Raw genomic sequence first — 25,128 nt, 5'->3', positions numbered from 1 at the left:
CAGAGATGGTGAAAGTGTTGAGTACGAAAAAATGGATCGGCGCATCATCGATTCACCTGTTCTTTTGGGCATTTACAGTTGCTTCGTTAATTCCGTTCATCCTGGTCTTTATGGTGTCGATCTCCAGTGAAGATTCCATCCTGCAGAACGGGTACTCATTGTTTCCCAGTCAAATCAGCTTTGCGGCCTATCAATTTTTATTCAATGATTTTTCGGAAATAGCGAAAGCTTACGGCGTTACGATTTTGACCACGCTGGTTGGAACCGTCGTAAGCCTTTTGATAACAGCGCTTTTTGCTTATCCGTTATCCAGACCCGAGCTGCCGTTTCGCCGTACCATTTCCTTTTATATTTTTTTCACTATGCTGTTTGGCGGCGGTATGGTACCTTGGTATATCACGTATGTGAATATGTTTGACCTGAAAAATACGATATTCGCCATGATCATTCCCAACCTGCTGTTAAGTGCCTTCAATGTCCTACTCATGCGAAGCTTTTTCGCCTCGACCATCCCGGAATCCGTGGTTGAATCCGCGACGATTGACGGTGCAAGCGAACTGAAGATTTTCTTTAAAATCGTCGTTCCGCTTTCTTTGCCGATTATGGCCACGATTGGACTGTTTAACACGTTGTCCTATTGGAATGACTGGTACAACTGCATGCTGTTTATCGATAAACCCGAGCTGTATAACATCCAATATCTGATGACAAAGACGCTCACGAACATTCAGTATCTTCTAATGAAGTCTAACAGTTCGGCTCAAGTCGGGGACCTGCTCGCCAAGATGCCAAGGGAAACCGTCCGCATGGCACTTGCCATTGTCGGCATTGCCCCCTTGATGTTCGCCTATCCGTTCTTCCAGAAGTATTACATCAGCGGGATTACAACCGGTGCCGTGAAAGGTTAGCAGTCATTTGATCGTTCAATAGAGGAGGTGGGGCAGGTTAGGCGATTTGCACTCCATTTCATGCCTTAGATTAAAGTTTATTGTTGAGAGGAGAACTTAGGGATATGAAAAAAGCGCATTATCTGGTGCTTATGATCATGCTTTGCGGAATGCTTGCATTAACAGGCTGCAGTAAGGGGGGGACCGAAAATGCTACGTATACAGGGGGGAAACAAGCCCAAACGGAACCCTATAAAATAACGCTCGTATATCCGGCAACCGCTCCCAAAGACTTGCAGCTTGTTCAGGAAGAAATGAGCAAATATCTGAAGGAGAAGATCAATGCGACGATTGAGCTCAAGCCTATCGAATGGGCTTCCTGGGATGATAAAACCAATTTAATGAAAATCTCCAATGAGCCTTTTGATTTGATGTTCACAGCCAGCTGGTTCTCATACGCGAAAGATGTCGCCAAAGGGCAGTACTTGGACCTCGACGAATTAATGGCCCAACACGGCAAAGATATTCCGGGCATTCTGGGGGAGGATTTTATTAAAGGCTCCAGAATCGGCGGCAAGCTGTACGCGCTTCCGACCAAGAAAGAATTCGGACAGGGATTCGGATTCCTTCTCGACAAGAAGCTTGTAGATAAATACAAGTTCGATATTAATGGGGTTAAGACCCTGGAAGATATGGAAGCGATGTTCCAAACGATTAAAGACAATGAGCCTGGCGTGATTCCAATTGTTTCAAGCAAGTTTACGAATATTTGGGATGCAGCCAATTATGATGGCATCGTTGCCAATCTTTCGATTCCGCGGGGAAGTACGGAGTTGAAAGCCGTCGATACCCTGGAGGATCCAAAATTCATCGAATTCTACAAACGGATGCATCAGTGGAATCAGAACGGTTGGTTTGATAAGGATATCCTGACATCAGACGCGGATCAGGGCATGAATATGATTAAGGCGGGCAAAGCCTTTGCGGTTGCCCAATCCTTAAAGCCGGGGAAAGACAAGGAAATGAGCATAACATCGGGTGTAGAAGTTGTGCAGGTAGAGACGGCGGAGCCGTTTACGACGACAGGTGACGCGCAGGGGGCGATGCTCGGAATTTCGCGAACCTCTAAGGATCCTGCAAGAGCCATGATGTTCCTTAATCTGCTGTACAGTGATCCTAAGCTGCTCAATATGCTGTACTGGGGGATCGAAGGCAAACATTATGTGAAGAAATCGGATAACGTGATCGATTATCCTGAAGGCGTGAACGCGGACACGCAAGGCTATCCTAATCCGGGAGGCTGGATGTTCGGGAACCAGTTCAATTCTTATTTATGGGTAAATGAAGATCCGAATAAATGGGAAGAGTTCAAGAAGTTTAATGAACGAGCGGAGCATTCCATCGCGCTCGGATTTGCCTTTAATCAAGAGCCCGTCAAATCGGAGATGGCATCCATTGCGAATGTCGAGAAAGAGTTCGGGGCTACTTTAAAATCGGGAGCCGTTGATCCGGAGAAAATCATTGCCAAGTGGAAAGAAAAACGGAAATCTGCCGGCTTTGACAAGGTTAAAGCTGAGGTTGAAAAGCAGCTGGCCGCATGGGCAGAAACTCAGAAATAACGAAGCTAAGGGAATAGGGGGATTCCGAATCGGGACTATCGTTGTATGTCCTAGAAGGGATTCCCTTTCTTCCTGTATGTGACTATACTCAGAGTGTAGATGTCCTGCTATACTGCAGAAGCACATTCTGCCAACCTTTCCATGGAGCCGAGGTAGTGTATGCCTATGTTGAATATTAAAGACTCGCTTCGCTTTAAGCTAATCATCGGTTTCGTTACGATCGCGGTTCCTCTTGTTGCCTTGCTTCTCTACAACAACTACTATGCATCCAATACGATCAGGGAGCAGGTAGCTGACTCGAATAAAAATTCGATGATACTCTATTCGCACCAGATCGAGGCAGCCTTGAACAAGGAAACGAATTTTTTGTACAACATTGCTGTTGAAGATCCGAATATTGCGGCGCTCTCACAGCTTCTCAATGATCCTGACGAGTACTTTCTTGCCAAGGCCAGAATTTTGAATACGCTTACGCGCTATCACCGGTTTGACAACAGCGTCGATCTTCAATTTATCTACTCTGTGCAGAAGCAGGATTTATTCAATACACCGATCAAGACCCAATCTTACGATGAGTGGTTGTCCATCAAAACGACCATTGAACAGCTGGTCAAGGAGGTTGGACCGGACAGCGCCTATTTCCGAGGATGGAAGGCGATAGAGTACAGCCAGCAAAAATACGCGTTGATCAGACTGGTGGATACGGGAGATGATTTTTACCTCGGGGCGTTTGTGGAACTGGAGAACCTGATGATTCCGCTGGACTTGATTCATCTGGAATATGGCTTTGCCAGCTTTGTGAATGAGCAGGGTGAATTGATTACCAATACGTCGGCTATCGGAACGAACCGCCTGAATACCGCTCTTGCCTCTGAATCCAACGAAGTCTATCAAATCGTAAAGAAGGATGATCAAAAATATATCGTAGTCATGAATCAAATTCAGGGCACGGATGTCATACTCAGCGCTTTTGTACCCGAGTCCCAAATGCTGAAGAATCTGTATCACTTTCGTCGAGGGATTATCATCATATCCATCGTGGCATTCATCATTCTGATTATCTATTTGGTTTATCTCAATGAGATTATCCTGAAGCCCATGAACAATCTTGTCCGCGGGATGCGCAGGATCAAGCACGGGGACTGGGACACGCGGCTTCATGCGTCTAAAGCGAAGGAATTCACCATGATCAACGAAACATTCAACAGCATGGCCTCCGAGATTCATGAGCTGAAGATCAGCGTTTACGAGGAACAGATCAAGGCGCATCAGGCCGAACTTAAGCATTTACAGCTCCAAATCAATCCCCATTTTTTATTGAACTCCATTAATATCGTCTACAATTTGGCTGAAATCAAGAATTATAGCGTGATCCAGCTCATGTGCATGAACCTCGTCAAGTACTTCCGTTTTACAACGAAGACGAATCAAATCGCGGTAACGATTGCCGAAGAAATGGAGCATATGGAGAGTTATATCAAAATCCAGCAGGTCCGCTTTCCAGAGCGAGTCACCTATGAAATCGACATTTCGGAGGGGGCAGACCAAGCGGCAATTCCGCCGCTCTTAATTCAGCCGTTTATTGAAAATGCAATCAAATACGGATTTGATTTCATGGATCATCCTTTTCATATTGCCATACATATCAGCCTTCCTATCCATGATCAATTGGAGATCGTGATTTCCGATAACGGGAGCGGCTTCTCCCGGGAAGTGCTGGAGAAATTACAATCGGGCGGTTACATGGAGAATCAGACAGGGGAGCATCTAGGAATCACCAATGTACTGTACCGTCTTAGGCATATCTTTGGACATATGGCTCGCCTGGAGTTTGACAATGCTCCGAATTCAGGCGCCAGAATAAGAATTGTACTTCCTTTCCGAACGGTAGAGCAGTTTACTTCATATTGATGATCTGTATGGGGGTAGTCGCATGTATAAGGCACTTATTGTAGATGATGAGATCTATGCGGTAATGGGAATTAAGAGCGGCGTCAATTGGCAGGAACTGCAGGTATCTGAAGTGTATGAGGCTTATAATATGCGCGATGCATTACAGGTTTTTGAACGCACACCGATTGATATTATGATCTGTGATATCGAAATGCCCAAAGGGACAGGAATCGAGCTGCTCGAGCGGGTGAATGATATTTCTCCCGATACAGAGACCATTTTTCTAACCGCTCACTCCGCATATGACTTCATGAAGAGAGCGATTCAGCTGGATGGCTTCGATTATTTGTTAAAACCGATCGAATTTGATGTGCTTCAGACTACCATAGCCAAAGCGCTGCATTCGATTAAGCAGGAGCGGGAACTCCGTCATATGCGCGAGCTTTACAAACCGTATTATGAGCTGTGGCGGAAGAAAAAAAGCCTGATCACGGATAAGTTTTGGAATGATGTATTTTCGGGAAGAATCGTCTGCACCCCAGCTAATGTTACGGATGTTCTTGAGGAGCATGAGCTTAGCGGATTGCAAGAGGCTGTATTCATGCCTGTTCTGGTGAGCGTGGAATCGTGGCTTCGCGAGCTCAGCACAAAGGATGAAGAGATTATGGAATACGCTATCCGCAAAGGCGCATCCGAAATGCTGCTGCCCGCCGGCCATGGAGAGGTTATTCAGACCAAGCAGGGGGTGAACGTCGTCCTTATTGCTGGAGAAGAGGGGACGGTGGGGGATGCTGCACATGAACTGAATTTGCGCTGTGAAACATACATTCAGGACTGTTATACCTACTTTGGCTGTAATATTTCCTGTTATATCGGCAATCGATCCACTTTGTATGAAATTGCCGATACGTACAGGCAGCTGCTGGAGATGGAATACAACAATCTGAATAAATCCAACCAAGTGTACAGGCTGGCTTCACTAGGCACCCAATCCATGAAGACGATGATTCCGCGAATATCCACCTGGACCCTCCTTATGGAGCATGGCCAACTCGAAGAAATGCAGCGAGAGATACATGGACGCATGGAAGAGCTGAGCCGATACCCGCAGCTTTCGGTTAGTGAGCTTGAAGGCTTCCGGCAAGAATTTATGCAAATGGTGCATTATATTCTTCATAAAAATGGACTGTCCGCGTTGGAGTTGTTTCAGGATCAGGCAGGAATTCATCTGTATGCTCAACCGCGAAATATTGAACAATTGAAAGCAACGGTTCTCCAAGTCGTTCAGGTCATTCATGATCAGCTCCATCCAAGCTGCTCCGTGATTCAACGCATACAATCCTATATTAAGGAACATTTGCACGAATCGATCACAAGAGAACAGCTTGCCAGCTTCGTACATCTCAATCCAGCTTATCTGTCCCGTCTGTTCAAACGCGAGGTGGGCGAATCGATTACAGATTACATATTGCATGTCCGGATGTCGCAGGCTAAGGATTTGATCTTAACATCGACCATCCCCATATCCGAAGTAGCCAAGACCTTTGGTTATCATAATTTCTCGCATTTTTCCAAAATGTTCAGAAAAGTATATCAAGTTTCTCCGCAGGAGTTTAGACAGCAATCTTAATCTTAACGAGGATTTTCATTCGATAAGCCGTCAAACTAGTACCGGATGGCCTGTTTTCTAATGTATGTATAAGTCGTAAACGATACATGCTATAATGATAAGCTTCTAAAATCTAAGAATATGTTTGTAATCTATGAGACACTGAATAATCCAATCGCTACTTAAAACAAAGCTATATCGTTTCAGTTCATTAGAAATGAGGGCAAATTATGCGTTACCTTTATGAATTTATCGAGCATCAAGAGGATATGCCCTTTAAACTGTTTGTCAACAGCGTGAAACATGTTCCATTTCACTGGCATAAAGAGGTGGAGATTGTCTATGTTCTCCAAGGTTCTGTTATCATGCATCTTGATCAGAAGGAGTATGTTCTACATCAGGACGACGTCGTAGTGGTGAACAGCATGTCGATCCATAAGTTTGAGCAGAATGACCATGACAATATATTATTAACGCTTCAGTTTGGGCCGGAATGGCTTCAAAATAACGTTTTTATTTCTTGTAATTCAGCGAATGAGCCTGAGCCGGTCGGTTTCCGATTGGACACGATCAAGCAAGAGCTTGCGAAGATGGTATGGGAAATGAACAAGAAGTCCCCAGGCTATCGAAGCTTTACCTTGGGAAGGCTGCAAACGTTATGTGGACATTTATTGCGATATTTTTCGGAAGGAATCAACCCGGAAGCTGAAGAAGGCGGCAAGAGCTATGACTATAAAAGATTGAATCGGGTTCTAACCTATATCGATCAAAATTACAAAGAGAAGATTACACTGCAGACGATGGCGGAGCAAGAGCACTTAAGTTTGCATTATTTTTCTCACTTCTTCACCGATAAAATCGGTATTCCTTTTCAAAAGTATTTAACGCTGATCCGTTTGGAGAAGGCCCAGTCGGAGCTTTCGGGAAGTGAAAAGAGCATTACCGAAATTGCGATGGATTGCGGTTTTGCGAACGTAAAGCTATTCAATAAGTACTTCAAGGAGAAGTACGGTTGTACACCGAGCTCGTACCGTGAAGCCGCTGCCTCGCTTCAGGATAAGCCTAATCGAAAACCGCTTACCTATGAAGAATCCTCGAGCGGAGACTATTATGAATTAGATACGATCAATGCGATGGGGTCGTTATATCGGTACCTGGAAGTGAAGCCGGATCAAGAACGGGAGAGAGCAATCCCTTTAACAGCGGTTGTTACGGATCATGAGCAAATACAGATTAAGCCGGGGATGTCGTCAGCAGCGTACAAAAAGCACTGGAACGTTATTACAACAGCGGGCAGGGCAGTTGAAGGGCTGCGCGATGACTGGCGTCGGCAGCTGACCGAGCTTAAAGCCCGAATTCCTTTTGAATACATACGCTTCCATGGCATCTTTAATGATGAGATGATGGTGTATAACGAACAGGATGACGGGACCCCTGTCTATAACTGGGCCTATGTTGACAAGCTGTATGACTTTCTTATTGGGCTGGGCATCCGGCCGTTCGTGGAGCTTGGTTTCATGCCGACCCTGCTCAGCCGCTCCAGCGAAACGGTATTCTGGTGGAGAGGGAATATTTCCCCACCGGCCGATCAGGCAAAATGGGAGGCGCTGGTTCGTGAGTTCGTCCAGCACTGCTTAAACCGCTATGGGGCTCAGGAAGTAAAACAATGGTATTTTGAAGTCTGGAACGAACCGGATTTATCAGGCGTATGCTGGGCAGGCAGCAAGGAGGAATACTTCTCGTTTTATGAGTCTACCGTTCGAGTGATCAAGTCGGTTCTGCCTGAACTAAAAACAGGGGGCCCGGCTTTAGGTTATGGGTCACTTTGGAACGACACATGGACCGAGGAGTATATGGAATATTGCAAAAGGCACCAAGTTCCGGTCGATTTCTTTTCCTTTCATATCTATTCGGAATATCCTCAGCTTAAAGCAGAGCAGAACATATTGACGAGAATGATGCCGCCAACCTTTTATAAAGAGAGCATCCATCGACTGCAGGAAAAAATGGAGGTGGCCTCTTTCCGGGATATGGAGCTGCATATTACCGAATGGAACTTTTCGCTCTATGACCGGCACCTGCTGCACGATACCATGTTTATGGCCCCATTTGTGATGTATCATGCGATGAATACACTGGGAGACGTAAAGGCCATGGCTTTTTGGTGCTTTACGGATGTGTTTGAGGAAAGTCTTGTTCCATCCTCTCCGTTTTACGGAGGTTTTGGTTTAATGAATCGGGATGGACTTAAGAAGCCGAGTTATTACGCCTTTGAGCTTCTTCAGAAATTGGGTGAAGAGATAACCGTTAAGGGTGAAGGCTATGTGGGCACTCAGAATCAAGATGGGAGCATGCAGCTTCTGCTGTATCATTACGTCCATTTGGATCATATGTTTTCAAGCGGAGACTGGTCGGAGATGTCCAATCTTAACCGTTACGGCGTGTTCGAAGAGAAGGGCAGCAAGGTGTTTCAAGTCATTCCTCATCTTTCAGGAACCTATAAGTGCACGACTTATCAGATGGACAGAGATCATGGATCCGTTTTTGACGAGTGGGTCCGTATGGGAGCACCCGAAATCTTGACAGAGGAGGAACTCGCGTATCTTCGCGGAAGAAGCGGCCCTGTCATCCGAACAGAGACTATAGAGGATCAGGGTTGGTATAAAGAGATCGTTCTTCCACCGCATGGTGTCCTATTGCTCACCTTAGAGAAACAGTTTTAAACACTAAAGGCTTCAAGAACACCACCGCTCTATAAGAGAGGGGTGTTTTTTGCTGTCCATTCCAGGCGCTTTCGATTTGCCGGCTGCAAAAACGAGAAATAAACAAAAAACGACCATAGACGAGGCAATATACAACGAGTAAGCGTTAACAATGAAATCTATACTATAGCTATGTCCACAACAGAAACACAGGAGGGAATAAACAGATGAAGCGTTTCATGAAATGGATGACGGAATCCTTTGCGCCAAGATTGGATGCGATTACAAATAACATTTGGATAGCATCGATTCAAGAAGCCATTATGGTTGCCATCCCAATGATCTTTATTGGTTCCATTATTACTTTGATTTCAATTTTGCAAGACTTCATTCCTGGAATGCCGGATTTAACGCCAATTACGACATTCAGCTTCGGTCTTCTCGGTTTGTTTATTGCATTTCTAACGCCGTATACGGTCATGGAGAAGAAGGAGAGACATAAAATCAAGCTGCTGGCGGGAATGACCGGCATATCCTTATTCCTCATGCTGCTTAATCCCGTCGTAAACGAGGATGGAACCGTTCAGTTCGTTCTGGAGCGTTTCGGTCCTGCGGGTATGGTAACGGCACTCATTGTAGGCGTCTTCATCGCCGTCATCATGAATGTCTGCGCTAAGTTCTCTTTCTTTAAAAAAGGGTCTTCCATGCCAGAGTTTATTATGGATTGGTTTGACTTCCTGGTACCGATCGCCGTGATCATGGGCATCGGCTGGGTTCTTGTATATCAGCTTCACTTTGATATCTTTGGACTGATTGTGAGCGTGTTTGAGCCTATTAATGCTATGGGGCAAAGCCTGATCGGGTTTGTTCTGTTCAACTTTATTGGAGTTGTACTGTACTCCTTCGGAGTTAGCCCATGGGTTCTGATGCCCATCTGGTATGCCATATGGATTCCGGCGATTGAGGAAAATGCCGCATTGGTGGCGCAGGGACTGGATCCCGTCAACATTAATACCTTTGAAACATTCTTCTCCGGATGGCTTGGAATCGGAGGGATGGGCGCAACCTTGCCGCTTGTGATATGGTTCCTGTTTGCCAGATCCAAGAAGCTGAAAACCATTGGTAAAGCCACTTTGATTCCTTCTCTATTTAATATTAACGAGCCTGTTGTGTATGGAGCGCCGGTTGCTTTTAATCCGCTGTTGATGGTGCCTATGTGGATCAATGGTCTTATTACACCCATCATCGTCTACCTAGCTCTTGATATGGGGTTTGCACAAATTCCGAGTAAAATCTTCCAGCTGTGGTATACGCCGATCGGTGTGTCGACTTACCTCATGTCCGGATTCAATGGACTTATTCTGCTCGCCGTTGTCTTACTGATTGTGTTTGCCGTATGGTTTCCGTTTTTTAAACTGTACGATGCGCAGGAATTGAAGAAAGAGCGGGAGTACCAAGAAGAAGCTTGATATGAAAGGGTGGATACAAATGAATGCATCGATTAACGAATGGATAAAGGAAATGACACTTACTGAAAAAGCATCCCTCTGCGCGGGATTAAACATGTGGATGACCAAGGGGATCGAGAGACTCAACATTCCGCCGGTTCATATGTATGACGGAACGAATGGGATCCGCAAAACGAACAGTGACGATGAAATGGGGATTACGACTGAGAATGTTCCGGCAACATGTTATCCCACTGGCTCAGCTATCGGTTCTTCGTGGAACACGGAACTGCTGCGCGAAGTCGGGGAAGCACTCGGTAATGAATCCAAAGAGATGGGCGTAGAATTGCTGCTCGGCCCAGGGATCAACATGAAACGGACTCCGCTTGGGGGAAGAAATTTCGAATATTACTCCGAAGATCCTTGCCTGACAGGGGAACTGGGCGCTGCTTTCATTAATGGCCTCCAGAGCAAAGGAGTCGGGGCTTCACTTAAACACTTTGCTTGCAATAACCAAGAATTCGAGAAGATGGTGACGAGTTCAGAAGTAGACGAACGAACGCTGCGCGAAATTTATTTAAGCGCCTTTGAACGAATTATCAAAAAATCGGATCCTTGGACCGTCATGTGCTCCTATAATTTGCTTAATGGCTCGTATACCAGCGAGAATGAACACTTATTGCATGATATTTTGAGAGAAGAATGGGGATACGAGGGGGTCGTCATCTCGGACTGGACGGCCGTGAATGATCGGATTCGTGGGTTGAAAGCAGGACTTGATCTCGAAATGCCGGGACCTGCCGGCTATAACACGAAAGCGATTATCAAAGCCGTTGAGAGCGGAGTGCTTGCAGAAGAGCAGCTCGATAAAAGCGTTGCCCGTATTCTAAAACTCGTACAACGTGTAACCGGTATGGAAGAAGCTGTTCCGGCATCCCCTATGGAGTACCACAATCTTGCGAGAAAAGCTGCGGCAGAAAGCATTGTGCTGTTGAAGAATGAGAATGGCATCCTTCCGATCCAAGCAGAATCAACCCATTCCATTGCAGTTATCGGCCGTTTTGCCAAAAAACCTAGAATTCAAGGAGCCGGCAGCGCAAAAGTTACGCCTACGCGCGTTGATATTCCATTTGATGAAATGAAGCGGTTGGCTGGAGCTTCCGTTGAGTTGAGTTATGCCGAGGGCTATCCTGAAGATGACTCCGTTCATGAGGAAGTGATTAAGGAAAGTGTTGCATTGGCGGCAAAATCTGATGTTGCGGTTATCTTCGTTGGCCAGCCTGAATACGCAGAATCCGAGATGCGTGATTTGAAGGGCATTGATTTGCCGGAACAGCAGGTTCGGCTTATTCAGGCGATTGCAGCCGTACAACCGAAGTGCATTGTGGTGACCACCAGTGGTACAGCTTTGGCGATGCGTCCTTGGGTTCAGCATGTTCCCGCTGTCATTCACTCATGGCTTTCCGGACAAGGCATGGGTAAAGCGATTGCTGAAATCTTGTTTGGGGAGGTGAGTCCCTCCGGTAAACTGTCCGAGACGTTTCCGGTTAAGCTTTCAGACAATCCTTCACATATGAGGATTCGCGGTGAAAACGGCAAGCTGTATTATCGTGAAGGGCTGTTCATCGGCTATCGATACTACGATCGAAAGGAACTCGCTCCGCAGTTTCCGTTTGGCCATGGCTTATCCTACACTTCGTTTGCCTATAGGGATATGAAGACAACTCAAACAGAGACAGGGATCACGGTCTCTTTCTGGCTGGAGAATATCGGGAACCGAACAGGGAAAGAGGTCGTTCAGCTTTACGTGCATGACGAAGAATGCACCTGGACGCGTCCGGAGAAAGAATTGAAGGCATTTTCTAAAATCGAGTTGGCTCCTGGGGAGAAACAGCAGATTGTTTTTGAACTTGAAGAAAGAGACTTTGCTTATTACAACACCAAGTATAACCGCTGGGTAGCGGAGAGCGGTTATTTCCAAATTGCGCTTGGAAGCTCTTCTCGCGATATAAGAATTACGGAGCGATTGTATTGTGATTTTGGAAAGGAAGAAGTATCATTTCATAAATTCAGCCTGATTAGCGATTGGATTAGCGATCCAGTCGCGAAATCAGTTTTGGAAGAATGCCTCGATGAGATGAACCAGCATGTCGTTGAAAAGATTTACCTCAATGATGAATTCGTCGGATTTTGGGAAGATGGTCCACTCATTAAAATATTGCAAATGTATGGTCAAACCTGGTTGGGTGACCGGTCGCCTGATGAAATTATTGAAGAACTTATAAGAAGAGTTTATGAGCGACGCATCAACGTATAAGACTAGATAATATTCCTTATTATAGCTTGGGACCAGAACAGGGTCCCAAGCTTTTTGATGCCTATAAGAAAGGCGTTTTAGAAATAAAAAATCCCATCCACTGAATCTGGATGGGATTTTTTTTGAAGGTTTGAATGGGCTGTAGAAGCTTATATCTTCTATCTTACGGATGCTCCGTGAGACTGGATAAAGGGACGGTCATTTCCTGCTCCGAGTTGCCGATCGGATAAACCCGAGCGGTTTCATCCTCATTCACATGCTGGATATAGATGGGGGTATCCTGATAAGTTACATGTTTCATAATGGCCGATTCCGAAATTTCAATCGCTCTTTGTTTATTCATGACAATTCTCCTTATTCCGAAAGGTCATTCAATGGATCAGCCTGCCGGTTAACGGCTTTTTTAATTTCCCGGTCCAATTTCGGCGTTCCTTGAATTTCTTCGGCAGCCTCCATTTGATGATTGAGCTGCTGCTCGACTTGTCCGATCCCATGTGCTTCCTGTTGTTGTTTGCTCTTTGCCAAAATGATCCCTCCATGTGATGATATATCCATTGTAAAAAGCTGCATTACTACAATGCACCAATATGTATGAACCTATGCAAATTTATATAATTTCGGGAACTTTCATCGACCCTAAGGAGTCTGTTTTGGTGAGGGGGGAGAACTGCTTTGAAGGAAATGCAGATGCAGCATTCCGCGGAGCTGAAAACTTCGGACATTCGGATGCTTATGGAATCCTACGGGGAGGACGTCTGGAACTATGCTTTCGTCATAACTAGAAACACGCACACGGCAGATGATGTCGCGCAGGATGTGTTTATTAAAGCCTATCAACATTTTGCTTCCTTTCGGGGGGAGGCTTCCGTCAAGACCTGGCTTTTGAAAATCACGCGCAACACCGCGCTTTCCTATCTGAAGCGAGCGTTCCTGCGCAGAGTGGTGCTGATGGGCGAGCAACCTCCCGGGACCGGGCAGAAGGGGACGATACGGACCCCGATTTCGCCATCAGCCGAAGCGGAATATTTGGAACGGGCAGAGGCCGATGAATTGTGGAAGCAGGTACTGAAGCTGCCAGCTAAATTTCGAGATCCGCTCGTGCTTAGTCTGCATCATCAGCTATCCATAGATGAAATATCCGCCATTACAGGCCTTTCGCCAGGCACGGTAAAGTCCAGAATTTTCAGGGCCAAACAGAAGGTGGCCGCCGCATGGAAAGGAGCGATCGAGGATGAATGATTGGAGACCGGATTGGAATCGAAGGCTGGCTGATCCGCCATTTAAGAACCAGCGTTTCCGGACGGACATGATGGAGGCCGTGGAGGAACGTCTTCAGGCTGTTGAAAAGAAACGATTCCGCAGGGACTGGATCCGAACTATCGGTGCCTTTGTTCCCGTAGTGCTGCTCTTGTTCGGGGTTGGAATCTGGTTCGGTTACCAGTCTGTACCCAACGCTAATCCGGTAAGCCCAGGTCCGGTTGTACCAAAGGGCGGGACGTTCCAATCCGGCTTCGTATCCGGGTCAGGAGGCGATTTCGATTGGTGGAACCTTGCGGACCGTGAAGTCTCGCAGGAGAGTGACCGTACGATCGTGACGCTGGCAACAGCGCTTTTAAAGCGGGAGATTGGCATCTGGGGCGGCCCGACGCCGGACATCTGGGAGCATCCCGAGGTTAAATGGCCGCTTGAACGCTATGATGTGTCCAGTCCCTGGGTTTATGAAATATACGTAAACGAGATTACGACAGATGCTGAACAAACGGTATACAAGCTCCGTCTGCTGCTCCGGGATTCGATCCCGATGGTATATGAGGAAACGATAGATGTAACGATTCGTAATGATACCCACCGAATCTCGCAAATCCAACTAATAAGCACTGACGAAAAGGGAACACCACGGGACGATTTCGAGGCTGGAGACGATCAAGGAACAACCGTTACTTTAAAGGAAGATGCAGCCTTGGATCTGAAGATTACGGGTACTCTGTTCAAGGAGGCAGGAACCATTCGTTCGATCAATGTTCAATATGGCGACAGTGAACGAACCTTCGCAGATTGGAGCAGCGTGAGTAACGAATCCTATTATCCGGAAACCGCGATACTGTCCCCAGGCAGCAGCGGGAAGGAGAAGGATATACTGGCAATCGTTTTGACAACCGGTTACGGAACAGGGATGCGCGAATCCGCATTGAAACTTCTTACCGACGATCTCATCGAAGTGATGGCAGCCGACCCGGTCCTTGCGTCACAATCCAGACTAAGCTACCATATGACGGCGGAAGACGGGAAAAGGATATTTCAACTTACGTTGAGCGGCGTAACCCGCAGCTTTGAATACAAAGAGGAGGACGCCGGTTTTTGGCTGGACCAGCCCGCACTTGGCAGCATTGTCAGGTATTCCGTGGAAGAAAACACCCTCTATGCTTCGGTGCCGATCCAGGTATCGCCGGGCAACTTTCCGGCAGAGGTCCGGCTGCGCTACGAATACGACGGGAACACGTTTCTTGTGGCGGAGGCAACATTAGAGGAGATTTAAGAGGGGCGTGAAGTGCGGGAACCATCATGATTATCAGACTGACTGGGAAAAGAGGAAACTAAAAAGCCGCTTAGAGCGGCTTTTTTAGTTTTCATTATTCGGGTTCAAGGATTTATTATCTGGCGTGTCCCTTTGCGACAGTCTGCCAATGTTTGTTTGACCCGGATGGGATTCGGCAGAGGGCTAACTCATTCAGTTCCGAAAAAACTCAACCTGATCGATATCTGCCCATTGGGAAGAGGAGGAGTTCGACACGTAAAACCCGATCGTTGCCTTGCCCGCCGTCACTTGGATATTCGAGATCGTGACAGGCGTCCACGCCGTCGTGACCGGGCAGCCCGTTTGGCGCATCCCGCCGCCATAGTCCTTCACTTCCATGACGCAGCTGTTCTGGCCTCCGCTGCTACGCATGCGGGCCCGCATCGTATACGTACCGTTATCGAGACCGGTAATGGTCTGGCCGACGTAGGCGGTTGCAGGCCCGCTCGTGCCCGCAAGTCCAACAAAGTAAGAGCCTTCCGCCGCGGGAAGCCCGACGCCGTCATTGGCTCCGTGAATCAGGATGCGGTTCGGGTAATCGTCGCCGTACGTGGTCCAGCCAGCTACGTTCGCCGTTTCAAATCCGGGATTGTTAACGAGATTCGTCTGCGAAGGAGTAACGGTATAGCCAAAGCGCAGATAGATTCCGCTAACCGGATCAGTCGCGCTCGTCACGGCTGCGACGCGGGTCGAATCGACGGTCATCAGGGAGTTCCAATTGGAAGACTTCGTATCGGATACCGGAAAAACGTTGGTTTTGTACTGCCATGTCGCACCGTTGTCGGAACTGATCATGGTAAACATCGAAGTGTAGGGATCCCCTGTATTGGCGCTGCTCTCATCGGTTTGGAATGCGGCCATCAGACGGCCGTCGGGAAGTGTTACGACAAAAGGAGCGCCGGCTTTTTTGCCGTTGCCGACCGGCACGTACAGCGTTTGGCGCGGAACCGACCAATTCAAGCCGTCCGGGGATATTTTATATTTAATGACAAAAGGGTGGCCTGCGACGTCCGACGCTTCGAATACGGTCATATAGCGGCCGTCTTGCATCCGCGTGATGACCGGCATGCCATCGCGAGAACCGGTGGCAACGCCGTCGCTGACCGTAATCCGGCTGCCCCAGCCGCTTCCGTTCCACGTTTTCATGTACAAATTTTGCCGCCCGGTCGTACCTACCGCCGCCGGACTGTCATCTGCATAAAGGACGGCTATCGTGCCGTTAATCATTTCCAAATGCGGCTCCCACAGACCTTTAAAACTGGAGGCGGTTGAACTTCCGATCAAGCCGCCAGGCAAATCGCTCCAAGTATACCCGCCGTCGACGCTCCGCCGGACGTTTAGCTGGATATCATAGGTCGAGCCGCTCTGCACGACATGACGGTAGGCTAACCAAATTTCTCCGCTCGGCAGCCTCATCATCTGTCCGTTCCCAACATTTCCCGCGCTGCTTGAGACGGCCGTAGCCGGATTGCTCCATGTGTAGCCGCCGTCCTGCGTCCGGGAAACCACGATGCGGGTGTTCCCTCCGCCGGCGTTTGTGTCAAACGATACGAGCCATTCGCTCGGCGTTAGTTTGAGCAGCCGAGGATACCATACACCGCCTGAAGGCGGCGTATAGACAGCAATCTTCTGCGAAGCCCATGCCATCCCGGAAGAGGCCGCATGAGCCGGCGACAACGGAAATGACGTTAAAGCAAGCGCAAGCATCACGATAAAGGCAAGCGGTTTCTTCCAAAAGCGTTTGTTCCGTTCCATAAGCAACAATCCTTCCAATCCAGATTAGAAAGCGCTTTCTAAAATGGATTGTATCGCAGTTAGTATAAATTAAGATATACTAAATATATATTATTTTTCAGTTTGGACAGTCGTAAAAAGCGAGGTATGACATGGAGCATCCGTTATATAAACAAATACAGAACGATATACGGCGCAGTATTCAGAGCGGCGAGCTTCCGGCAGGTGCCTTGGTACCGTCGGAGAAGGAGCTGGCTCAGCGGTACGGCGTAAGCCAGATTACATCCAAAAACGCGCTCAACGGTTTGGTGGAGGAAGGTTTTCTGGTGCGTTACCGGGGAAAAGGCACCTTTGTTAGGGAGCAGGGCTCTTCGGAAGGACCCCAGCCCCGGACGGATACGAAAAAAACGATTGCGATCATATTGCCAACGATGAAAACCAAGATCGATCAGCAGCTGCTGGACGGCCTGGAACGCTACTGCGCGGAAAGAGAATACGATCTGTTGATTCGTATTTCACGCGAATCACAGGAGGAAGAATCCCGGGCGATCGAGCAGTTCCGGGAACGGGGAGTCGATGGCTTTTTGATATTTCCGGTCGAGCAGGAAAGCTACAATAACGCAATATTGCGTTTGTCGCTTGATCGGGTCCCCCTGGTGCTGGTCGACCGTTTTTTGAAGGAGATTCGGACCTATAGCGTCAGCTCTGATAATTACGAGGGCGTACGCGAAGCCATATCCGGTTTGCTTGCGGAGGGGCACAGGCACATTGCCTTCCTGTCTCCGGAGATCACGAATTCGGTTACGGACGAAAGAGCCAAAGGCTTCGAAGCCGCATTTCTGGAGCAGGGCTTGCCGATAGACAAAAGGCTATGGTGCTTGCTGGATTTGGTTACGATTCAGGAGGGGCACGGACCGCAGGAGGTCCTCCGTTTTTTGCAGGGCTGCAGTGATGTAACCGCGGTCTTTTGCGTGAATGCGGAGCTGGCCCGCTATGCCCATTACGCCATGCGGGAAATTTGGCCGGCGACGGAGAGCAAACCGCAGCTCGCCGCCTTTGACGATCCTGATATTGAAGGCGTTCCTTATATCCGTCAGCAACCGGATGAAGTATCCCGGCGTGCCGTCGATCTGCTGTCGGAACAGCTGGCCGGTAAGCACGAGCCTCGAAGGGAGGTCGTCCCGGTCCAATGGATTTGGCCGGAATGATCAAAGTTCATCAAGGATACTGGCTTGATACACAGGAGAAATATCATCGTGAAAACGGTCTGAACTTCGTTCAGCCGTTTTTTTTCGTATATTTTGAGGCAAATCACTGGTTTGTTCAGTTTTATATTTACATTTCGAACGTTATATTATAATAATATACTAAATATACTATTTACAATATAAAGGTTGTGATGCGCGTTGAAATCGTTGCCGCTATATAAAAAAATTCAGGAAGACATCAAGCGGCTGATCGCCATCGGCAAGCTGCGGGAAGGGGACCGGGTCCCTTCCGAGAAGGAACTGTCTGAACGTTACCGCGTCAGTCAAATTACAAGCAAAAACGCGCTGGTCGGACTCATGGAGGAAGGTTTGCTCGTCAGGATCCAGGGCAAGGGTACCTTCGTGATGAGCAGGCCGGAGAACGCTTCCGCACTCGATCAGTTAGGCGAATGGACGGCAGGTCCGGGCAGAAGCGGACGGATCGGACTCGTACTGCCCACGATGAAAACGAAAGTGGACCAGCGATTTTTGGACAACATCGAGAAATATGCCACCGCCGCCGGCTTTGAGCTGATGCTGAGAATTACGCGAGAATCCCAGGTCGAGGAGTCCAAGGTCATCTCGTCCTTCTTGAACCAGGGGGTGGACGGCATCATCATTTTTCCGGTTGAAAACGAGACATACAACGATTCGATTTTAAGGCTGTCGCTGGACCGCTTCCCTTTTGTCCTGATCGACCGGTTTTTGAAGGAAATCAAGACGTACAGCGTAAGCTCGGACAACGTCAACGGGACAAAGGAAGCCGTGGAGCATTTAATTAACAATGGCCATTCGTCGATCGCGTTCATCTCACCGGAGATTACGAATACCGTGACGGACGAGAGAGCCCAAGGGTTCGAGCAGGCTTTTCTGGAACGCGGGATGTCGATCGACAAAAGCTTATGGTGCCTAATCCCGTTAGAGGAGATCGCCTCGGGGAACTCCGTCGATAAAATCAGGGAGTTTTTAGACGGCAATCCCGAAATTACCGGCATCGTTACGGCCAATACGGAGCTATGCCGAAGTGCATATAAAGCGGCGGTTGCATCCCGTAAGCGCGTACCGGAGGATCTGGAGCTGATTACGTTCGATCCGCCGGATCTGCCGCACGTGCCGTTTATCCGTCAAAATGAAGAGGAAATGTGCCGCTTGACCGTCGAGCTGCTGATCGAGCAAATTGAAGGAGCCTTTGAGGCAAGAAGGATTATGGTGCCGGTCATGCTGGTAAACGAATGAAAGGTTCGTCCGTGAAGCCGCTGAAAACCACTAATTTTATAATAAATATAGTATATAAAATTATAATAATATAAGTTATTATGATTCCGTAAAGCGCTTACAACCAAATCATTTGTTAAAGAAGAGGGGGATCGCATGAAAACGAAAAGCAAATTTGCAGGTATGTTGATGCTGCTGCTGGTGTTTGCGCTATCGGCTTGCAGCGGGGGCAGCAACGGAACAAACGGAGGGACTGCTACAAGCAACCCGGACGCGTCGAAGCCAGGTCAGGAAGCGTCCACCGGTACGGACCAGAAGGAACCCGTCACGATTGAGTTTATGGGCCACGGCAATCCGAACGAAAAAAAGATTTTCGAAAAGCTGATCGCTTCCTTTGAGGAGAAGTATCCGCACGTCACCGTTAAATACACTTCGGTGCCGCCGGGCGAATACTCGCAGAAGATGACAACGCTGATCAGTTCAGGCAAAGTGCCGGACGTATTCTATGTCGGCGGTCCGGAGTTTTACCGTTTCGCCGAAGCCGGCACCCTTCTCAACATCCAGTCATACCTGGATCAGACGTCATTGTTTAATCCCGATAACGTATGGAAGCAGGCCATGGACCGCTATCGTTTTGACGGCAGCAAGGTCGGGGCGGGCGATTTGTACGGCCTGCCGAAGGACGTAGGTCCGTGGGCTTTTGTCTACAATAAAGATTTGTTTGACAAAGCGAATGTGCCGTATCCTTCGGCCAAAGCCGGGGAATGGACCTGGGACGACATGCTGGAAGCTGCCCAGAAGCTGACGGTCGACAACAACGGCGACGGAAAGCCTGAACAGTATGGTGTAGGCGCTTACAGTCTGGAATCGGCGGTTTGGGGCAACGGCGGCGAATTCATCGATTACGCCACCGGCACGGTAAAGGTCAACGAGCCCGCATTCTACGAGGCGATGCAATTTGTTGCCGACCTGAACCTGAAGTATAAGGTCAGCCCGAATCAGGAAGCCGAACAAGCGATGAATGCGTATACGCGCTTCATTAACGGACAGCTAGGCATGTTTGCGATGGGTCCGTGGGATCAGCCGGCATTTTGGGAGCTGCCGTTCGATTGGGATATTGCGGCATGGCCTGCAAGCCCGAACACGGGACAAACGGCGACCTGGCTCGGCTCAATGGGATTTGCCGTATCGGCAAAATCCAAGCACCCGCAGGAAGCGTTCGATTTGGCCGCCTTCTTATCGCTGGATGAGCAAGGCCAGCGCGAAAACTACCAGCTCGGCCAGGCGGTTCCCAACCTGATCAACATGGCCGAAGGCGAATTTAAGGAAATGGACAAAGGACCGCAGACGCGCCAAGTCTTTCTGGACATTATCCAAGATTACGGACGACCTAACGTTATAGCTTTCTCCAAGGATACGCAATGGATGGATACGTTCAATCAGAACGCGAGCAAAGTATGGAACGGCGAGATGTCGGCCAAAGACTTTACGGCCCAAATCCAGCCGAAGATGCAGGAGCTGTACGACAAAGGCAATAAATAATGAAGCAGGCGGGGCGCCAGCCATGGATATCGGCGCCTCCCGCCGTATCAAGACGTCCTGATCAATCGAATACTGGCGAAGGTGGAATGGATTATGGGTACCAAGCTTGGCGGGTATCGCAGAAGAGAACTGGCATGGTTGTATCTGTTCGTCGCTCCGCCGGTTCTCGGGTTTCTTTTGTTCGGCCTTGTGCCGATCTTGTTCTCCATATATATCAGCTTTCACAAATGGGATATGCTATCCGATCCGCAGTGGGCGGGACTCGCCAACTATAAGGATCTTATGGGCGACGAGAAAGTGTACAAATCAATGTACAATACGATTTATTTAATGATCGGCATTCCGATCGGCATGGTGCTCTCGATGCTGCTGGCCATCCTGATGAACCGTAAATTCGCCGGCATCTCGTTCATGCGCACGATCTATTATCTTCCGGTCATTTCGCCGGTCATCGCCGTATCGCTGTTGTGGCAGTGGATATTAAATCAGGATTACGGCTTGCTCAACAATTTTCTGTGGGAAACGTTCGGCATTGCCGGCCCTAACTGGCTGGGTAAGCCGGAGTGGGTGAAGCCTTCGTTAATCCTGATCGGGCTTTGGAGCGGCATCGGCGGCAACATGGTGCTGTACCTTGCAGGCCTGCAATCCATCTCCTCGACGTATTATGAAGCCGCGGAAATCGACGGCGCTGGCGCATGGCACAAGCTGACGCGGATTACCATCCCGCTGCTCACGCCTATTCATTTTTTCGTCGTGGTCATGGGAATCATCGGGGCGTTCCAGTCGTTCAGCCAAATTTACGTGCTGGCGGTAGACGGCGGGCCTGAATACAGCGGGGCCACGGTGGTCTATTATATTTTCCAGCATGCGTTCCAGTACTTTAACATGGGTTATGCAAGCGCGGTTGCCTGGGTGCTGGGCATTCTCATCTTTGTTGTCACGCTTATACAATTCAAGCTTTCCAATCGCTGGGTTTACCAAGACTAGGGGGGAAATCTGTGAAACGGGAAAAAATGACGGACCTCTGGTCGCTGCTGCTGCTGCTTTTCGGATCGATCTTTATGATCGCTCCGTTCATCTGGACCATCTCGACTTCGTTGAAGGATCGGCGAAACGTATTCGAAATTCCTCCGCAATGGATTCCCGAACCGATTACGTTCGGCAACTATGCGAAGGTTTGGCTGGAGTCGCCTTTGCTGCATGGATTCATGAACAGCTTGATCATCGTGGTGATCGTCCTGACCATAGGAATGCTGGTATCCGCAATGTCGGCCTATGCATTCGGCAAATTCGAATTCCCTTACAAAGGCATGCTCTTCATGGGCTTGCTCGGAACGATGATGATTCCGTATTCGGTGGTAATGATACCGCAGTATATCGGGTTTTCCAGGCTGGATTGGGTAGACACCTTGCTGCCGCTCATCGTACCCGGCCTGTTCGGCAACATCGTCGTCATCTTTTTCATACGCCAATATTTGCAGAGCGCGATGCCGACCGAATTGATCGAAGCGGCGAAGATCGACGGCTGCAGCTTTCCGGGCATCTTCTTCAAAATCGCGCTGCCGATCATGAAGCCGGCGCTCGCTGCCCAAGCCGCTCTCGGCTTTATGGGCATCTGGAATGATTTCCTCGGCCCGCTGATTTACCTGCATACGCCCGAGAAGCAAACGATTCAAGTGCTGATCGCTTCCATGCAGGCGATGTACATCGGCCAGTCGGATTATCCGATGATCATGGCCGCAGCCATCATTTCCATGGTGCCGGTGATCATCGTGTTCTTTTTCTGCCAAAGATACTTTATCGAATCGATGGCAATCAGCGGAATCAAGGGGTGAGGCGCATGGCGATAAGAATGCCGCGCCTGTCAAAAATCGCATGTTGTATCGGAGCGTTAGGTTTAGCGGCCGGATTGGCATTGTCGGGATGCGATACAACCACGAAACCGGAGGCGGTCGATATGGAAATATACAATGAAATGTATGCCAATCCCTTTCCGTCGTTGGAGGAAGAATGGGAGGATTACGGCAATGGGGATCCGTATGTGCTGCGGCATGACGGCCGCTATTACCTGTATGTGAGCACTAAGGATCATCGGACGGGAATCAAGGCTTGGATGTCGGACAATCTGGTCGATTGGAGCTATGCGGGGCTTGTGACGGAAGATCCTGTATCGACCGGAGCCTATGCCCCCGAAGTGATTTACTCGAACGGGTGGTTCTATCTATACACTTCTCCGGCGGGAAGGGGACATTACGTGTTCCGAAGCGAATCGCCGACAGGCCCGTTCGAAAGAATCTCCGAGAATGTCGGAATGAGCATCGACGGCTCGGTCTTTATCGACGATGACGGCTCCTGGCTGTTTACCCATGCTGGATCGTCGGGCATTGTCGGCGTTCCGATGGACGGACCCGCCGAATTCGGCGTCGGTCAGACGATTCCCGGGCCCTATTTGGGGCATTGGACGGAAGGGTCCATGATCATCAAGCGGAACGGTACCTATTACATGACATATACCGGGAATCATGTATTCAGCAAAGGCTACCGCATTCATTATGCCGTATCGCATGATTCGCCGCTCGGTCCGTACAGCATTCCGGCCAACAATCCGCTCGTCATCAGCACTAAGCCGGACTTTTACGGGCTTGGCCACAGCTCGACGGTGATGGGGCCCGATCTGGATTCTTATTATCTCGTCTATCATAACTTGACGGGAAGATCCCAGGAAGGCCCGCCTGTCCGTCGCATGAACATCGACCGGCTGGTATTCAACGGAGACAAGATGGAGATTCTGGGTCCTACGAATTACGATCAGCCTATCCCGAGAGGGCCGGTCTTTGCCGATCGGCTGGACGCAGACGCCATCGATGAGAGCCGGTGGGAGTCGGAGAAATCGGAAGGAGGCGCTCGAATCATCACCAAGGAGAGCACGGATCGCATCTATACGGCGGAATATAATTTGGTGCCGTCAAAGACGCGGGTCGCCGCATTGTTTGCCTATGAGGAGACCAACCGTTTCGGGTTCGCCGAAATCGAACCGGAACTAAACCGACTATCCTTGGGCAGGATGGAGGATGGCAACCGTAAAGTGCTCGCCACCGCGGAGTTTCCGGAAGATACGGATTGGTCGAAGCTGCACACGATTCGTATCGAACGAGGGAACGAGCGGCTTAGGGTATACCTGGACGGCGTAGTGAAGCTGGATGAATCTTCGGAAACGTTCGGACCTGGCCGTATCGGGTATCGGTACGATAACGGCGTACCGGGATTGTCGTATACCGCATTCTCGAATCAAGCCGACGGCAGCAGTGACTTCGAAACGGCCAAGCCGCTTCCCGGCAGCATGGAAGCCGTGCATTATCTTAGCGGCGAAGGCAGGGGGTATGCGGTTCGTCAACCGTCGGAAACCGCCGCATGGCGTCATTCGGACGGAACGGCGATCCGGCAGGCGGAGGATGGCAGCTATTCGGCTGCGCTTACGGAAAAAGGCGATTGGCTGCGTTATGCAGTAAACGTTTCGGAATCGGGCACCTATGCGCTGGACTTGTCGGTCAAGGCTGACGCGGGGCCGGCAGCCTTTAAGCTGCTCGTGGACGATCAAAAAGCCGGAAGCTATAAAATCGACGGCAGCCATGACGCCAGCAGCGAACCCTGGGTAAAAATTCGGGTAGGATCCCTAAAGCTCGAAAAGGGATTACATAGCCTCGCCATTCAATTGGACAATGGGCAGCTGGAGTGGAAAACGATGGAATTCGAGCTGGTCGATGATCAAGCATTCAAGATCGAACGTTTATTGGAACAAGCAAGTTCCGAGGATGTTCACGGCCGTTGGAACGAAACCGCCGGAAGTTATGCCGGAGCAGCCGATGCCGATGCCAAGATGTATGGAGGCAGCCGCCTTTGGTCCGACTACCGCATCCGGACGACCGTAACGCTGGGCGATGATCCGTCCGGTCAAGCGGGCGTACTCTTCCGGGTGACAAACGAGTCGGATTTCAGGGATCAAGTGAGCGATTCGCTGATGGGATATTTCCTCGCGGTCACCGCCACGAAACTGGAACTGTACAAACATAATTACGATTCCGAGCTGCTTCAAAGCATCAAAGTTGAGCTGGAACGGAACAAGCCCGTCAGCTTGCGCATCGAAGCAGTTCACGGGACGATCCGCGTCTTCGTCGAGGATGGAGAAGAGCCTGTCCTGACGTATGACGATCCCCAGGCCTTCATGCAGGGGAGGGTCGGCATTCGATCGGTTCATGCTGAACAGATCGGGCTTGGCGATTTAACGGTGGAATCCATAGGAACCAAATAGAAACGATAAACTAACAGAAGATGGAGAGTGG

The 25,128-nt window shown here is 49.1% G+C and carries 18 protein-coding genes; 15 read left to right on the top strand and 3 right to left on the bottom strand.

What is annotated here, in order from left to right:
- Window positions 1–5 precede the first annotated feature (5 nt).
- The 7 genes from RB297_RS06420 to RB297_RS06390 all read left to right on the top strand — a co-directional run bounded on the left by RB297_RS06420 (window position 6) and on the right by RB297_RS06390 (window position 12,475).
- Window positions 6–908: a carbohydrate ABC transporter permease gene (locus tag RB297_RS06420; RefSeq protein ID WP_176502412.1), complete on the top strand. Its 903-nt coding sequence runs from the start codon at window positions 6–8 to the stop codon at window positions 906–908.
- Between the two features lie 104 nt (window positions 909–1,012).
- Window positions 1,013–2,506: an ABC transporter substrate-binding protein gene (locus tag RB297_RS06415; RefSeq protein ID WP_375120073.1), complete on the top strand. Its 1,494-nt coding sequence runs from the start codon at window positions 1,013–1,015 to the stop codon at window positions 2,504–2,506.
- A 165-nt stretch (window positions 2,507–2,671) separates the two neighbouring features.
- Window positions 2,672–4,417, top strand: a complete 1,746-nt coding sequence (locus RB297_RS06410; RefSeq protein ID WP_375120072.1) for a sensor histidine kinase — start codon at window positions 2,672–2,674, stop codon at window positions 4,415–4,417.
- A gap of 22 nt (window positions 4,418–4,439) precedes the next feature.
- Window positions 4,440–6,029, top strand: coding sequence for a response regulator (locus RB297_RS06405; RefSeq protein WP_375120071.1), 1,590 nt, complete (start codon window positions 4,440–4,442; stop codon window positions 6,027–6,029).
- Between the two features lie 209 nt (window positions 6,030–6,238).
- Window positions 6,239–8,731 carry a GH39 family glycosyl hydrolase gene (locus RB297_RS06400; protein ID WP_375120070.1) on the top strand — a complete coding sequence of 831 codons (2,493 nt, stop codon included), beginning with the start codon at window positions 6,239–6,241 and terminating at the stop codon, window positions 8,729–8,731.
- Window positions 8,732–8,937: 206 nt separating this feature from the next.
- On the top strand, window positions 8,938–10,179 hold the full coding sequence (locus tag RB297_RS06395; protein WP_192571602.1) for a PTS sugar transporter subunit IIC: 1,242 nt from the start codon (window positions 8,938–8,940) through the stop codon (window positions 10,177–10,179).
- Window positions 10,180–10,198: 19 nt separating this feature from the next.
- A complete protein-coding gene (locus RB297_RS06390; RefSeq protein WP_096774585.1) occupies window positions 10,199–12,475 on the top strand; it encodes a beta-glucosidase family protein in 2,277 nt (758 codons plus the stop codon).
- Window positions 12,476–12,638: 163 nt separating this feature from the next.
- On the opposite strand, the gene RB297_RS06385 is transcribed toward RB297_RS06390, so the two are convergent.
- Complete coding sequence (locus tag RB297_RS06385) at window positions 12,639–12,818, bottom strand: H-type small acid-soluble spore protein (protein ID WP_009592545.1); 180 nt, start codon at window positions 12,816–12,818, stop codon at window positions 12,639–12,641.
- Between the two features lie 11 nt (window positions 12,819–12,829).
- The gene (locus RB297_RS06380; protein WP_228468896.1) at window positions 12,830–13,000 is read right to left on the bottom strand and encodes a hypothetical protein; all 171 of its coding nucleotides are present in this window, start codon (window positions 12,998–13,000) and stop codon (window positions 12,830–12,832) included.
- 147 nt (window positions 13,001–13,147) lie between these two features.
- Here RB297_RS06380 and RB297_RS06375 point away from each other — a divergent pair, with 147 nt between their 5' ends.
- Together RB297_RS06375 and RB297_RS06370 are read left to right on the top strand one after the other, a co-directional pair.
- Window positions 13,148–13,714 (top strand): RNA polymerase sigma factor, encoded by a 567-nt coding sequence (locus RB297_RS06375; protein ID WP_228468897.1) that lies wholly within the window; start codon window positions 13,148–13,150, stop codon window positions 13,712–13,714.
- Window positions 13,707–15,011: a hypothetical protein gene (locus RB297_RS06370; RefSeq protein ID WP_096774084.1), complete on the top strand. Its 1,305-nt coding sequence runs from the start codon at window positions 13,707–13,709 to the stop codon at window positions 15,009–15,011. Before RB297_RS06375 ends, RB297_RS06370 begins: the two co-directional genes overlap by 8 nt.
- Before the next feature lie 192 nt (window positions 15,012–15,203).
- Here RB297_RS06370 and RB297_RS06365 read toward each other — a convergent pair whose 3' ends face one another.
- Window positions 15,204–16,805 (bottom strand): sialidase family protein, encoded by a 1,602-nt coding sequence (locus RB297_RS06365; protein ID WP_375120069.1) that lies wholly within the window; start codon window positions 16,803–16,805, stop codon window positions 15,204–15,206.
- A 131-nt stretch (window positions 16,806–16,936) separates the two neighbouring features.
- Here RB297_RS06365 and RB297_RS06360 point away from each other — a divergent pair, with 131 nt between their 5' ends.
- The 6 genes from RB297_RS06360 to RB297_RS06335 all read left to right on the top strand — a co-directional run bounded on the left by RB297_RS06360 (window position 16,937) and on the right by RB297_RS06335 (window position 25,097).
- A complete protein-coding gene (locus RB297_RS06360) occupies window positions 16,937–17,992 on the top strand; it encodes a GntR family transcriptional regulator (RefSeq protein WP_375120068.1) in 1,056 nt (351 codons plus the stop codon).
- A 198-nt stretch (window positions 17,993–18,190) separates the two neighbouring features.
- Window positions 18,191–19,267 (top strand): GntR family transcriptional regulator, encoded by a 1,077-nt coding sequence (locus RB297_RS06355; protein WP_375120067.1) that lies wholly within the window; start codon window positions 18,191–18,193, stop codon window positions 19,265–19,267.
- Between the two features lie 135 nt (window positions 19,268–19,402).
- Window positions 19,403–20,788, top strand: coding sequence for an ABC transporter substrate-binding protein (locus tag RB297_RS06350; RefSeq protein ID WP_375120066.1), 1,386 nt, complete (start codon window positions 19,403–19,405; stop codon window positions 20,786–20,788).
- A 93-nt stretch (window positions 20,789–20,881) separates the two neighbouring features.
- Window positions 20,882–21,775: a carbohydrate ABC transporter permease gene (locus tag RB297_RS06345; protein WP_015735775.1), complete on the top strand. Its 894-nt coding sequence runs from the start codon at window positions 20,882–20,884 to the stop codon at window positions 21,773–21,775.
- Window positions 21,776–21,786: 11 nt separating this feature from the next.
- On the top strand, window positions 21,787–22,623 hold the full coding sequence (locus tag RB297_RS06340; protein WP_015735774.1) for a carbohydrate ABC transporter permease: 837 nt from the start codon (window positions 21,787–21,789) through the stop codon (window positions 22,621–22,623).
- A gap of 122 nt (window positions 22,624–22,745) precedes the next feature.
- Window positions 22,746–25,097 (top strand): family 43 glycosylhydrolase, encoded by a 2,352-nt coding sequence (locus RB297_RS06335; RefSeq protein WP_483874349.1) that lies wholly within the window; start codon window positions 22,746–22,748, stop codon window positions 25,095–25,097.
- The last annotated feature ends 31 nt before the right edge of the window (window positions 25,098–25,128 follow it).

Origin of the sequence: Paenibacillus sp. CR_12, assembly GCF_041953985.1 — a bacterium.
Classification (GTDB): Bacteria; Bacillota; Bacilli; order Paenibacillales; family Paenibacillaceae; genus Paenibacillus_AQ; species Paenibacillus_AQ lautus_A.
Note: the sequence above shows the minus strand (reverse complement) of the source record. Positions and strands in the feature narration are given on the sequence as shown.